The 14125-nt window shown below is 38.9% G+C and carries 9 protein-coding genes and 1 rRNA gene; 1 reads left to right on the top strand and 9 read right to left on the bottom strand.

The genetic code is table 11. The features are described 5' to 3' along the window. Positions 1-198: 198 nt before the first annotated feature. From KBP46_RS12180 to folE, 4 genes are all read right to left on the bottom strand, one after another. Positions 199-1715, bottom strand: a 16S ribosomal RNA gene (locus KBP46_RS12180). A 1158-nt stretch (positions 1716-2873) separates the two neighbouring features. Then, positions 2874-4340: a cysteine--tRNA ligase gene (gene cysS, locus KBP46_RS12185; protein ID WP_062673722.1), complete on the bottom strand. Its 1467-nt coding sequence runs from the start codon at positions 4338-4340 to the stop codon at positions 2874-2876. A 125-nt stretch (positions 4341-4465) separates the two neighbouring features. Beyond that, positions 4466-4897, bottom strand: coding sequence for a DinB family protein (locus KBP46_RS12190; RefSeq protein ID WP_062673720.1), 432 nt, complete (start codon positions 4895-4897; stop codon positions 4466-4468). Between the two features lie 6 nt (positions 4898-4903). Beyond that, positions 4904-5569, bottom strand: a complete 666-nt coding sequence (folE, locus tag KBP46_RS12195; protein ID WP_034694807.1) for a GTP cyclohydrolase I FolE — start codon at positions 5567-5569, stop codon at positions 4904-4906. Between the two features lie 101 nt (positions 5570-5670). On the opposite strand from folE, the gene KBP46_RS12200 reads away from it, so the two are divergent. Then, entirely contained in the window at positions 5671-6822 is a 1152-nt protein-coding gene (locus KBP46_RS12200) for a hypothetical protein (RefSeq protein WP_123278478.1), read from the top strand. 203 nt (positions 6823-7025) lie between these two features. Here KBP46_RS12200 and metF read toward each other — a convergent pair whose 3' ends face one another. The 5 genes from metF to KBP46_RS12225 all read right to left on the bottom strand — a co-directional run bounded on the left by metF (position 7026) and on the right by KBP46_RS12225 (position 14037). Then, positions 7026-7985, bottom strand: a complete 960-nt coding sequence (gene metF / locus KBP46_RS12205; RefSeq protein WP_110008601.1) for a methylenetetrahydrofolate reductase [NAD(P)H] — start codon at positions 7983-7985, stop codon at positions 7026-7028. Between the two features lie 7 nt (positions 7986-7992). After that, positions 7993-10653 carry a methionine synthase gene (metH, locus tag KBP46_RS12210; RefSeq protein WP_216443363.1) on the bottom strand — a complete coding sequence of 887 codons (2661 nt, stop codon included), beginning with the start codon at positions 10651-10653 and terminating at the stop codon, positions 7993-7995. A 1-nt stretch (position 10654) separates the two neighbouring features. Further along, the gene (locus tag KBP46_RS12215) at positions 10655-11746 is read right to left on the bottom strand and encodes a fatty acid desaturase (protein ID WP_216443364.1); all 1092 of its coding nucleotides are present in this window, start codon (positions 11744-11746) and stop codon (positions 10655-10657) included. 82 nt (positions 11747-11828) lie between these two features. Continuing rightward, positions 11829-12839 carry a homocysteine S-methyltransferase family protein gene (locus KBP46_RS12220; protein WP_062673710.1) on the bottom strand — a complete coding sequence of 337 codons (1011 nt, stop codon included), beginning with the start codon at positions 12837-12839 and terminating at the stop codon, positions 11829-11831. 37 nt (positions 12840-12876) lie between these two features. After that, a complete protein-coding gene (locus KBP46_RS12225; protein ID WP_120232628.1) occupies positions 12877-14037 on the bottom strand; it encodes an O-succinylhomoserine sulfhydrylase in 1161 nt (386 codons plus the stop codon). Positions 14038-14125: the final 88 nt, after the last annotated feature.

Below are 14125 nucleotides of genomic sequence, written 5' to 3' on the forward strand. Positions count from 1 at the left end.
TAGACTGATAGATAATAGACTAATTTCTTCGTCTTTCTCTCTCTGCTTTTATCTTCTTTGCCTCTCTCAATCCCTTTACTAATTTCTAGTGGGTTTTGTATTTTTATATATCAACCAAACAAAAAACTAAAGCTATGCTTTAAGTAAGTATTTTGTATCTTACGATACTGATTTTGTTTAACGTCCTAAGACGCTCTAAAATGAGATGTTCCAGCCGCACCTTCCGGTACGGCTACCTTGTTACGACTTAGCCCTAGTTACCTGTTTTACCCTAGGCAGCTCCTGTTACGGTCACCGACTTCAGGTACCCCAGACTTCCATGGCTTGACGGGCGGTGTGTACAAGGCCCGGGAACGTATTCACCGCGCCATGGCTGATGCGCGATTACTAGCGATTCCAGCTTCATAGAGTCGAGTTGCAGACTCCAATCCGAACTGAGACCGGCTTTCGAGATTTGCATCACTTCGCAGTGTAGCTGCCCTCTGTACCGGCCATTGTATTACGTGTGTGGCCCAAGGCGTAAGGGCCGTGATGATTTGACGTCATCCCCACCTTCCTCTCTACTTGCGTAGGCAGTCTCACTAGAGTCCCCAACTTAATGATGGCAACTAGTGACAGGGGTTGCGCTCGTTGCAGGACTTAACCTAACACCTCACGGCACGAGCTGACGACAACCATGCAGCACCTTGAAAAATGTCCGAAGAAAAGTCTATTTCTAAACCTGTCATTTCCCATTTAAGCCTTGGTAAGGTTCCTCGCGTATCATCGAATTAAACCACATAATCCACCGCTTGTGCGGGCCCCCGTCAATTCCTTTGAGTTTCAAACTTGCGTTCGTACTCCCCAGGTGGCTAACTTATCACTTTCGCTTAGTCTCTGAAACTTACATTCCAAAAACGAGTTAGCATCGTTTACGGCGTGGACTACCAGGGTATCTAATCCTGTTCGCTCCCCACGCTTTCGTCCATCAGCGTCAGTTGTTGCTTAGTAACCTGCCTTCGCAATTGGTGTTCTAAGTAATATCTATGCATTTCACCGCTACACTACTTATTCCAGCTACTTCAACAACACTCAAGACCTGCAGTATCAATGGCAGTTTCACAGTTAAGCTGTGAGATTTCACCACTGACTTACAGATCCGCCTACGGACCCTTTAAACCCAATAAATCCGGATAACGCTTGCACCCTCCGTATTACCGCGGCTGCTGGCACGGAGTTAGCCGGTGCTTATTCGTATAGTACCTTCAGCTACCCTCACGAGGGTAGGTTTATCCCTATACAAAAGAAGTTTACAACCCATAGGGCCGTCGTCCTTCACGCGGGATGGCTGGATCAGGCTCTCACCCATTGTCCAATATTCCTCACTGCTGCCTCCCGTAGGAGTCTGGTCCGTGTCTCAGTACCAGTGTGGGGGATCACCCTCTCAGGCCCCCTAAAGATCGTAGACTTGGTGAGCCGTTACCTCACCAACTATCTAATCTTGCGCGTGCCCATCTCTATCCACCGGAGTTTTCAATACCGAATGATGCCATTCAGTATATTATGGGGTATTAATCTTCCTTTCGAAAGGCTATCCCCCAGATAAAGGCAGGTTGCACACGTGTTCCGCACCCGTACGCCGCTCTCAAGATCCCGAAAGATCTCTACCGCTCGGCTTGCATGTGTTAGGCCTCCCGCTAGCGTTCATCCTGAGCCAGGATCAAACTCTCCATTGTATGTTTGTCTGACTCACTCAAAGTTTTTAACGCTTTAGTTTTTCCTTACTTGGTTGTTATATTGTATGTCAATGATCTTTATATCTTTCGCTTTTTAACGAAGCAATCTCTCTGTCAGTGTCGCTCCGTATTTGCGAGTGCAAAAGTAAAACTTTATTTTTTAATGACCAAATGTTTTTGAAGAAAATTTTAAAGTTTTTTAAGTGACCTTAACTCTTCTCAAAACCTCAATCTCTATACTCCTGCGCTCCCTCTAATTGGGACTGCAAAGATACAAACTCTTTTTAAACTGACAACTTTTTTTTCAAAAAGTTTTAAAGTTTTTTTTCGTCCGTCTCTTTTTGGAAGTAATATCGTTTCTGCCCATCTAAAGGCGCTTCTGCGCTACTGAATGTCTTTCGTTTTTCAGTGGGGCAAAGATAGTAACTTCATACAACGCAAAACAAGTTTATTTAACATAAATTTTACTGTTTTGTAATATTTGCCGCTAAAGAACTGGGTAGCAGGGTGAAAAATTGTAAACATTTGTTTGGAATGGAAGGAAGGAGTTGGAGTGTGGGAGGGTTTGAGGGTTTGAGGGTTTGAGGGTGAGAGAGCGTGAGAAGGGAGGGATTCGAGATTAGAGATGCGGGATACGGGGAGCGAAGTGCAAGGATGAGTGGTTTCGGGATGATTGCAATATACTATATATAATAAAGGGATAAGTTAGGCGAAAGCTCGTTTCTATTGAATGGTTTTTATTTTTTACCGCGGATGACACAGATTGACACGGATCATGATGGATATTTTATATATGAACTTGTTTTCATTGGGCCAAATTATTACTTATTACTTATTACTTATTACTTATTACTTATATCCTACCCTCCTTCCCTAGCCCTGATAGGAATGGTTACCCCACAGCATGGGTTGGAGAGTGGGTGGGACTGAGCGTTGGAGTGCACGGGCGCGAGGAGTATGAATGGATAGCAGGAAATAGCTCCTGAAAAATTGGAGAGTTGAGTGTGAGTGGGTAAGAGAGTTTTAGAGAAGGGAAGGGAAGCACAAAGAGACATAATCTGAAATACGGATATATTCTCTAGAAGGGATAAAAAACATTCCGTAAGAATCCTTATAATAAGTAACTCCTACGGAATGGGGATAAAACGAAGTTATATTTTAGTTCAGAACGTATGATGTTCCGTCTCTTCCGTCTTTTAATTCGATACCTTCTGCAAGCAGTTTATCTCTGATTTGATCTGAAAGTTCAAAGTTTTTGGATTTTCTTGCCTGGTTTCTCAATTCGATCAAAACTTTTAGGGTCTGATCCAGCTTTTCATTGTTATTTTCTTCTACGGTCTGGAGTCCAAGAACATCAAAGATAAAGGCATTGAGTGTAGTTTTCAAATCTTCAAGATCATCTGTTGAGATTGTTTCCTTACCATCATTCAAAGCAAAGATGTATTTCACTGCTTCAAACAGGTGAGCAATCAGGATTGGTGAATTGAAATCGTCTGTTAACGCTTCATATGCTTTATTTTTCCATTCTTTTAGGCTGAAACCGGATTGTTTGGTGTCATCAGCGGTAATAGAATTCAATACTTTCACTGCTTCCATTAATCTGATGAATCCTTTTTCACTCGCTATCATGGCATCATTTGAAATATCCAGAACGCTTCTGTAGTGTGCCTGCAGGAAGCAGAAACGTACAATTGAAGGATGGAAAGGTTTTTCAAAGAAGTCATTATCTCCTGTAACCAACTGCATCGGAAGGATATAGTTCCCTGTAGATTTGCTCATACGCTGAGAATTCATCGTCAGCATATTGGCGTGCATCCAATAATTTACCGGAGCTGCATCGTTGCAGGCTTTCCCCTGTGCAATCTCACATTCGTGGTGAGGGAATTTTAGGTCCATTCCTCCACCATGGATATCGAATGTTTCGCCAAGATATTTTGTACTCATTGCAGTACATTCAAGATGCCATCCCGGGAAACCTTCTCCCCAAGGGGAATTCCATCTCATGATATGAGCTGGGGATGCTTTTTTCCACAATGCAAAATCCTGTGGGTTTTTCTTTTCACCCTGTCCGTCAAGGTCTCTGGTATTGGCGAAAAGCTCTTCTATGTTACGTTTTGAAAGCTCACCATAATTCAGCCCTCTTTTGTTGTACTCCAAAACATCAAAATACACTGAACCGTTGCTTTCGTAAGCAAATCCTCTTTCAATTAGTTTTTGAGTTAACTCGATCTGCTCTACAATATGTCCTGTAGCAGTAGGTTCGATGTTTGGAGGAAGTAAGTTGAACATATCCAAGACTTTGTGGAAGTCTACGGTGTATTTCTGTACAATTTCCATAGGCTCCAGTTTTTCAAGTCTGGTCTGTTTTACGAATCTGTCGTTATCAACATTTCCATCATCGGTAAGGTGACCTGCATCAGTAATATTTCTTACATATCTTACTTTATATCCCAAATGCATCAGGGTACGGTAGATAAAATCGAAAGACAGGAAAGTTCTTACATTGCCTAAATGTACATTGCTGTACACAGTAGGTCCGCAGACGTACATTCCGACGTTTCCTTCTAAGATAGGTTTGAATATTTCTTTTTCTGCTGTAAGCGAGTTATATATTTTTAATTGCATTTATTTTTAAGTTAAAAGATTTAATGATTTTAAAGATTCAAAATTGAGTTAAAAATTACTTTTGTCACAACAAATAATTGTCGTGATAAAGATCTTATCTGAAACTTTTTTAAATTTTATCATAATTAAATCGCTTTTAAATGATGCTGCAGATGATCTACATAATCATCGATAATAAACTCCAATGTATAGATCCGTGGTTCTGATTTGGTCGTATCACAGGTTCTCTGTAATGCTTCGTCAGGGATATTTTCTACGATATGAACAATCTGATAGTTCAAAGATTTCCACAGGTCAATAAGATCTGAAGTAGGAACATTCTGATAGTTCTGAGCTTTTACCCAAAAATTCTGATCATATACAATATTTTCGTTCTCTTTATATTGTGTCACAACAAATCTACGGATATTTGTAAAAGCACTGTCACAAAGATGGCCAATAATTTCTTTTTTGGACCATTTTTCTGAAGAACTTCTATATGACCATTCTTCTTCAGTGATATTTTGAAATCTCTGAAGCTCGGCATCGATAATATTTCTAAGAATCTGGTAGTTCATTGTTTATTAATCCAGTTTTGCATGGCTTCCTACGTAGTGTAAGAACTCCTGTCTTGTAATAGGGTTTGTTCTGAAAATACCACTCAATTCTGCAGTAATGGTAGAACTTGCCGTATCTTTTATTCCTCTGCAGTTTACACAAAGGTGTTTTGCATCAATGATACATGCCACATCTTTCGTTCCCAAAGCTTCTTTCAAAGCATCTACAATTTGCATGGTAAGTCTTTCCTGAACCTGTGGCCTTTTCGCGTAGTAATCTACAATTCTGTTAATTTTTGAAAGACCGATTACTTCTCCATTGGAAATATAAGCAACATGCGCTCTTCCTATGATGGGTAAAAAGTGGTGTTCACAGAAAGAATATACGGTGATATCCTTTTCTACCAACATCTGGCGGTATTTGTATTTGTTGGAGAAAGTGGAGATTCCTGGTTTGTTTTCAGGAAGAAGTCCTCCGAAGATCTCGTTCACATACATTTTGGCAACACGTCTTGGAGAGTCTTTCAGAGAATCATCTGTCATATCCATTCCCAGCGTTTCCATGATTTCGCCAAAAAGCTCAGTAATTTTTTCAATTTTTTCCTGTGGCGATTTATCAAAAGCATCTTCCCTTATAGGCGTATGTTCTTTTCCAGTGAAAATATCATCGTCGTTATCAGTAAAATCAACCATTTTTATTTAATTTGCAGCAAAAATACGGATAATATCTTTTTCTCTATTTCAAATAAGATGAAAAACATTATCTTTTATAGCCATTTCTGATAAAAAAACATATGATTATTGTCGAAGAAGTACAAAACCATCTCCATAAAAGGGAATTTCTGGAATTCCCGGCCCGCCTTTATGAACACGACAAAAATTATATCCGCCCTTTAGATAAACATATTGAGGAAATTTTTGATCCTGCCAAGAATAAATTCTTTAAAAACGGAGAATGTAAGAGGTTTCTGTTTAAAAAGAATGGCAGCACCGTTGGGAAAGTAGCTGTTTTTGTAAACAGCTGTTATGAGCAAAAGCAGCCTACGGGAGGAATTGGTTTTTTCGACTGTATTAATGATCAGGAAACGGCTAATTTTATTTTTGATTATTGTAAAAACTGGCTTCAGGAAAAAGGAATTGAGGCGATGGATGGACCTATCAATTTTGGGGAACGGGATAAATTCTGGGGTCTGCTGATTGAAGGTTTCATAGAACCTTTGTTTGGGATGAATTATAACTTCCCTTATTACAAAGATCTTTTTGAGAATTATGGGTTTCAGATTTATTTTGAGCAGCTATGTTTTACCAGACCTGTTTTTGCAGAAGTTTCGAGGATCTTTACCATTGCACATGAAAAGAACAGAAGAAACCCTGCGATCTCAGCCCAACCTATGAAAAAGAATAATCTGCCGAAGTTTGCAAAGGATTTTACAGAGATTTATAATAAAGCATGGGCATCTCATGGAGAAGGAAAGCATCTGGAAGAAGCAAAAGTTCTGAAGATGTTCAACACCATGAAACCTATCATCAACGAGCATATCTCCTGGTTTGTATACGAAAACGGAAAACCGATTGCGATGTGGATCAATATTCCTGATCTCAACCAGTGGTTTAAATATCTGAACGGGAAATTCGGGATTTTTCAAAAGCTCAAGTTTTTGTTGTTAAAACGTTTTAAGAAGAATGAAAAAATGGTGGGTCTCGTTTTCGGTGTTGTCCCGGAATGGCAGAAGAAAGGCATAGACGGATATATGATCTGGGAAGGAACTCAACATTTAAGAAAACATACGGATTTTACAATTACGGAACTTCAGTGGATTGGTGATTTTAATCCTAAAATGATTAAGATTGCAGAAGCTCTTGAAACTACGGTTACCCGAAAGTTGGCTACTTATCGATATTTATTTGACAGGAGTAAGGAGTTTGAGAGACATACTGGTCTTTAGAGTAAGGATGACGGAAGATGGAAGTGGGAGGTTTATTTTTAAGGGAGGAAAGATGGAATCAACAAAGTTGATTGTTTCTAAGCGGGTGTATAGCCCACGGCTTTCTTCATTTATTTATTTTATCTTTAAATTAATTCTTTATGAGATTTCAAAAATAAAAACCCTGCTTTTTACAGCAGGGTTCCTTCATTTTGGTACTTTTATTAGAATAGCTCACCAGCTACTTTTTTAATATTATCACTCTTACCCATTGAGTAGAAGTGCAGAACAGGAACTCCGAAATCCAACAATTCTTTGCATTGAGCAATAGACCATTCTATTCCGATCTGTTTTACCGCTTCATTATTTTTTGCATTTTCCACCTCATTGATCAGTTCTTCTGGAAGATCTATTTTGAATACCTGTGGCAGGATTTTCAAGTGTTTCTTAGTGGCAATCGGTTTGATTCCCGGAATAATTGGAACCGTTATTCCCATTTCTCTTGCTTTCTGAACGAATTCAATATACTTTTTATTGTCAAAAAACATTTGGGTAACGATATAATCTGCTCCGGCATCTACTTTTTGCTTCAGCCACTTCAGATCATAATTCATGGAGGGCGCTTCCATATGTTTTTCGGGATATCCAGCAACACCGATGCAGAATTTGTTCAGTTCATCACAAACCTGTTCTTCGTTATGAAGATATTTTCCCCTTCCCAGATCATTAATCTGGTTGACAAGATCCATTGCACTGGCGTGTCCTCCCTGAGTAGGTTCAAAATACTGATGTCCTTTCATGGCGTCCCCTCTTAAGGCCATTACATTATCTATCCCAAGATACATACAGTCTACCAGCAGATATTCTGTTTCTTCTTTTGTAAAACCTCCGCAAAGAAGATGTGGTACTGTATCAACATTGTATTTATGCTGGATGGCAGCACAAATCCCCAGTGTTCCAGGCCGCATTCTTGTAATACGACGCTCCATCAAGCCATTTCCTTTGTCCAGATAAATGTATTCTTCTCTGGATGTGGTCACATCAATGAAAGGAGGTTTGAACTCCATCAACGGATCTATATTGGTATAAAGGTCTTCAATCCCGATTCCTTTTTGTGGCGGAACAACTTCTAAGGAGAATAAAGTTTTTCCATTTGCGTTTTTAATGTGTTCTGTTATCTTCATGTCAATGTTAATCTGCTAAATTGGGTGACAACCATTTTTTCGCTTCCTGGATGCTACAACCTCTTCTTGCTGCATAATCTTCAAGCTGGTCTTCTGTTATTTTTCCTAATCCGAAATATTTGGCATGCGGGCTTCCGAAATAATATCCGGAAACAGATGCTGTAGGGAACATGGCAAGGCTTTCTGTAAGGAAAACGCCTGTATTTTCTTCTACTTTTAATAGATCCCAGATGGTTTTCTTTTCCAAATGATCAGGGCAAGCCGGATAACCTGGGGCGGGACGGATTCCTTTATATTTTTCGGCGATCAATTCTTCATTGCTTAAGTTTTCCTGATTGGCATATCCCCAGTATTCCGTTCTGACTTTTTTGTGCAAAAATTCTGCATAAGCTTCTGCAAAACGGTCTGCAAGAGCTTTTACCATGATGGAATTATAATCATCATTGGCTTTTTCGTATTCCGCGGACAGTTCATCGGTACCAAATCCGGTGGTTACACAGAATGCTCCTACATAATCGGTTTTTCCTGAACTTTGAGGAGCAATGAAATCACTTAGTGCCAGATAATCTTTGCCTTTTGATCTTTGAGCCTGCTGTCTTAGAGTTAAAAATTTCGCTTGCTCATTATTATTTTCATCGAAAATTAAAATATCATCTGATTCATTGGAATTGGCCTTAAAGATTCCGAAGATGGCTTTTGCAGTCAATAATTTCTCATCCAGAATTCTATTCAAAATAACCTGAGCATCTTTGAACAGTTCTTTTGCCTGAACTCCTACAACCTCATCTTCTAAGATATTCGGGTATTTTCCGTGAAGATCCCAGCTTCTGAAAAACGGAGACCAGTCGATGAAAGGAAGAAGTTCTCTTAAATCCTGATTCTCGATTACTTTTATCCCAAGATTATTCGGTGTGAAAATTTCTTCATTTTCCCAGTCAATTTTAAAATGATTTTCTCTCGCTTCTTCAATGGAGACGTAATCTTTATCCACTTGTCTGTTCAGGAACTTTTCTCTGAAATCGGAGTAGTCATTCTTTAAATCCGAAACATATTCTTTATTTCTGTCACCCAGCAATGAGCTCACAACGTTTACCGCTCTTGAAGCATCATTCACATGAACGACGGCATTTTTATATTTTAAATCGATTTTCACTGCGGTATGTGCTTTTGAAGTTGTAGCACCACCGATTAATAATGGAAAATCTAAATTTTGTCTTTCTAATTCTGAAGCGATATACACCATTTCATCCAAACTTGGAGTAATCAGTCCGCTTAAACCAATAACATCTACTTTTTCTTCAATGGCAGTCTGAATAATCTTTTCGGCGGGAACCATTACTCCAAGGTCAACAATTTCATAGTTGTTACAACCTAAAACGACACTCACAATGTTTTTGCCTATATCATGAACATCTCCTTTTACGGTTGCCATTAATATTTTTCCGTTGGCAGGTTTTGTTCCGTCTTTTTCTGCTTCAATAAAGGGCTGCAAATAGGCTACTGCCTTTTTCATTACCCTTGCGGATTTTACAACCTGTGGAAGGAACATTTTACCGCTTCCGAATAAATCTCCTACGACTCCCATTCCGGTCATTAAATTCACTTCGATGACATGAAGCGGTCTTTCGGCTGTTAGCCTTGCTTCTTCTACATCTTCTTCAATAAAACGGTCGATTCCTTTTACCAAAGCATGGGTAATTCTTTCCTGTAGAGGATTGTTTCTCCATTCTAAGTCTTCAGTTTTTTCTTTCTTAACTGATTTATGCTTTTCGGAATAGTCGAGAAGTCTTTCTGTAGCATCTTCTCTTTTATCCAGGATGACATCTTCTACAAGCTCCAGTAATTCTTTATTGATCTCGTCATACACTTCCAGCATTGCCGGATTCACGATACCGATGTTCATTCCTGCCTGAATCGCATGGTACAGGAATACAGAGTGCATGGCTTCTCTCACCGTATCATTTCCACGGAAAGAGAAAGAAACATTACTCACTCCTCCACTCACGGATGCGTAAGGAAGGTTTTGTCTTACCCAGCGTGTCGCTTCAATAAAATCGATGGCATTTCTTCTGTGCTCATCCATTCCAGTTGCTACCGGAAAGATATTTAAGTCGAAAATGATATCTTCTGCGGGGAAGCCAATCTGGTTCACCAAAATATCATAGGAACGTTTTGAAATTTCAATTCTTCGTTCAAAACTGTCTGCCTGTCCTACCTCATCAAATGCCATTACAATGACAGCTGCACCATACCTTTTGATGGCCTTGGCATGTTTGATAAATTCTTCCTCGCCTTCTTTTAAGCTGATGGAATTCACGACACATTTTCCCTGAGCTACCTGAAGACCTGCTTCAAGGATCTCCCATTTGGAAGAATCTACCATAATCGGGATTCTTGCAATATCCGGTTCAGAGGCAATTAAGTTCAGGAATTTGATCATCGATGCTTTTCCATCGATCAACCCATCATCAAAGTTAACATCCAGAATCTGGGCACCTCCTTCTACCTGATGGCGGGCAATATCTAAGGCTTCAGAGAATTTCTCCTCTTTAATCAGTCTTAAAAACTTTTTGGATCCGGCAACATTTGTTCTTTCACCAACGTTGATGAAATTACTTTCCGGGGTTATGATAAGAGGCTCGAGGCCTGATAATCTTAAATACTTCATTTTATTCTTCTAAAATATAGTAGGCATTATTGGCATTCTGCTTCAATAAATCCCTATGCTTACTTAAAGCTGTAATCAGCGGAAATCTTTTGTATGCTAAACCATGTTCTTTAGCAAATTTTTCAATCTCCTCTGTAATTTCATTATAATACATATAACTGTAATTGGGAAACAGATGGTGAGCAACGTGAAAATTGAAATTTCCCAACACATTTCTTACAAACCAGTTATTTTCTTTGAGATCATTGGTTACTTCCAGCTGGTGGCGAAGCCAGCTAAACGGCAGGCCATTCTCTTTATTTAATTTTGGAAAAGCATTATCAGGAAGCGGATGCAAAGGCAGTAAAACAAACAATGCAAAAATACTTGCTGATATCACCTGTAAAAACCACGCTCCTAAAGCCAATCCTATTGATACTTTAAAGAACATTACAGGAACCACAATCTGATAAAAGAAATAGAACAGCTTATAGCTTATCATTTTTACTTTTTCAATGGTGGGTATCTTTCCCTGGGTTTTTAAAATCACCCTTTCTTTATCAAAAAAGTCTCTGAAGTCTCTTATAAACATCCAATTGAACAAATACAACGGATAGACTAAAAAGAAAAACTTGTCCTGATACTTCTGTACTCCTTTCGCTTTAATCCACGGTACAATTAAAAGCAGTCCGCTCTGTTCTATATCCGTATCCCATCCATCTACGTTCGGATAGGCGTGATGGCTTGCGATATGTCTTTTTTTCCAGATATATGAATTGGCGCCTACAAAATCAAAAATGTGAAGAACCAGCCCGTTTAATCTTTTACTTTTATAAATATTGTTATGGGCCGCTTCGTGGATTAAGTTTAAATAAATTAAAACCAGAGAAATTCCCATTAAAACAAAACTCAGAATATAGATCCAATGCTTTTCGGCATTAAGAACAGCGAGAAAATATAAACCAATATAGACCAATGGCAGGATGACTGCTTTGATCTGAATGTAGATATCTCTGTTTTCAGAAATGGCTTCTACTCTTTGGTTCACTTTCTTTCTCAACTCATTAAATAATCTGACATCCTCGGAATCTTTTAAGTAAATTGGCTTTTCCATATTTATAACTTTGTGGTTTACTTAAAGTTAATATTAATATTTCAGCCTTTATTCTTGATTTTAATTAAAAAAATCTATCAAATCATACAAATTTCTTCAATTTCCTTGGCTCATATTTTTCTACCAGATCAGCAATCGCTTTAATATGTTCAGGCGTTGTACCACAGCATCCTCCTATAATATTTATTAATCCTTTCTCTACATATTCTTTGATCTGCCTTGCCATATCTTCCGGAGTTTCGTCATATTTTCCAAAAGCATTCGGTAAACCGGCATTCGGATATGCTGAAACATAGAATTCTGAATTATGAGCCAGTGTTTCAAGATAAGGAGTCAGCTGATCTGCTCCCAATGCACAGTTGAAACCTACACTTAATAAATTCAGGTGGGAAACTGAGATCAGAAAAGCTTCTGCGGTCTGTCCGCTCAAAGTTCTTCCGGAGGCATCGGTAATGGTCCCTGAAACCATGATCGGGATCTCAATTCCTCTTTCGTCCTGCAGTTCATCAATAGCGAATAAAGCAGCTTTTGCATTCAAAGTATCAAAGATGGTTTCTACCAGAAGGATGTCTGAACCCCCATCCAACAAAGCTTCACACTGCTGTTTGTAAGCTACTCTCAATTCTTCAAAAGTGATGGCTCTGTATCCCGGATCATTCACATCAGGGCTTAAACTTGCGGTTCTGTTGGTAGGTCCTATAGATCCTGCTACAAATCTCGGTTTGTCTGGATTTTTCGCAGTATACTCATCACAGGCTTTTCTGGCAATTTTTGCTGACTCATAGTTCAGGTCGTATACCAGATCTTCCATGTGGTAATCTGCCATCGCAATGGTAGTTCCTGAAAATGTATTGGTTTCAATAATATCAGCTCCGGCTTCCAGATATTTCTTATGAACTTCTTCAATCGCCTGTGGCTGTGTCAGAGAAAGCAGGTCATTATTTCCTTTTACCGGATGTTCCCAGTCTTTAAAACGCTCTCCACGGTAGTCTTCTTCTTCGAATTTGTATCTCTGAAGCATGGTACCCATCGCTCCGTCAAGAATTAAAATTCTTTCGGATAAAGCTTTATATAATTGTTCTGAATTTTTCATTTTAATCTATTTTGGCTAAAACCAGTTGCTATTTGAATTAATCCAAAGCTTGTTTTAAATCTGCAATGATATCTTCTACATTTTCCAATCCTACTGAGCAACGTACCAGTCCTGCAGTAATCCCTACTTCATTTCTTTCTTCGTCTGATAATTTGGAATGCGTTGTAGAAGCCGGATGCGTAACGATGGTTCTTGTATCACCTAGATTAGCAGACAATGAACACATTTGTATCTTATCTAAAAAGTTTCTTCCTCCTTCTATTCCCCCTTTTATTTCAAACGCCACAATATTTCCTCCGAGTTTCATCTGCTTTTTGGCGACTTCATAACTAGGATGGGATTTCAGGAATGGATATTTTACCAGTTCAACATTTGGATGACTTTCTAAAAACTCAGCTACCTTCAAGGCATTCTCACAGTGTTTTTCTACACGGATCGCCAATGTTTCTAAACTTTTTGATAATACCCAGGCATTAAAAGGAGACAATGCAGGACCTGTATTTCTTGCGAAAAGATAAATTTCTCTGATCAGGTCTTCTTTTCCTACTGCAATTCCTCCTAAAACTCTCCCCTGTCCGTCAATCAGTTTCGTTGCTGAGTGTACCACAATATCTGCACCATATTTGATAGGCTGCTGAAGGTAAGGTGTTGCAAAACAATTATCTACAATAAATATAAGATTATGCTTTTTGGCGATCTGACCGAAAAACTCAAGATCCAGAATTTCAATAGCGGGATTGGTAGGAGTTTCAAGGTATAAGATCTTTGTATTAGGTTTGATGTATTGCTCCACATTTGCTGCATCTTCTGCTTTGAAATAAGAGGTTTCAATATTCCATTTCGGGAAATATTTGGTAAACAAAGTGTGGGTAGACCCGAATACTGACTGGCAGCTCACAATATGATCTCCAGCGTTTAGCAATGCTGCAAATGTTGAATAGATGGCTGCCATTCCTGTTGCAAAGGCATATCCTGCTTCTGCACCTTCCATTTTAGCGATCTTATCTGTAAACTCAGTTACGTTTGGATTAGAGAAACGGCTGTATAAGTTTTTTGGTTTTTCTTCTGCAAAGCTTGCTCTCATATCCTCCGCATCCTGAAATATAAAGCTGGAGGTAAGATAGAGCGGCGTAGAATGCTCATCAAACTGAGTTCTTTCCGTCTGGGTTCTTATTGCTGATGTTTCAAAATTTTCCATATAGTTTTAATTAATTTACCAATATAGCAGTCTAACAATGTACCATTAAAATCTTCGCTTTGCTCAGAATAACGACACCAATTATTGG

This window comes from Chryseobacterium sp. PCH239 (assembly GCF_018924625.1).
GTDB lineage: Bacteria > Bacteroidota > Bacteroidia > Flavobacteriales > Weeksellaceae > Chryseobacterium > Chryseobacterium cucumeris.

Coding starts and splice junctions, on each gene's coding strand:
- cysS (WP_062673722.1), bottom strand. CDS start 4,340: ATGCAATTAAAAATATATAACTCGCTTACAGCAGAAAAAGAAATATTC.
- KBP46_RS12190 (WP_062673720.1), bottom strand. CDS start 4,897: ATGAACTACCAGATTCTTAGAAATATTATCGATGCCGAGCTTCAGAGA.
- folE (WP_034694807.1), bottom strand. CDS start 5,569: ATGGTTGATTTTACTGATAACGACGATGATATTTTCACTGGAAAAGAA.
- KBP46_RS12200 (WP_123278478.1), top strand. CDS start 5,671: ATGATTATTGTCGAAGAAGTACAAAACCATCTCCATAAAAGGGAATTT.
- metF (WP_110008601.1), bottom strand. CDS start 7,985: ATGAAGATAACAGAACACATTAAAAACGCAAATGGAAAAACTTTATTC.
- metH (WP_216443363.1), bottom strand. CDS start 10,653: ATGAAGTATTTAAGATTATCAGGCCTCGAGCCTCTTATCATAACCCCG.
- KBP46_RS12215 (WP_216443364.1), bottom strand. CDS start 11,746: ATGGAAAAGCCAATTTACTTAAAAGATTCCGAGGATGTCAGATTATTT.
- KBP46_RS12220 (WP_062673710.1), bottom strand. CDS start 12,839: ATGAAAAATTCAGAACAATTATATAAAGCTTTATCCGAAAGAATTTTA.
- KBP46_RS12225 (WP_120232628.1), bottom strand. CDS start 14,037: ATGGAAAATTTTGAAACATCAGCAATAAGAACCCAGACGGAAAGAACT.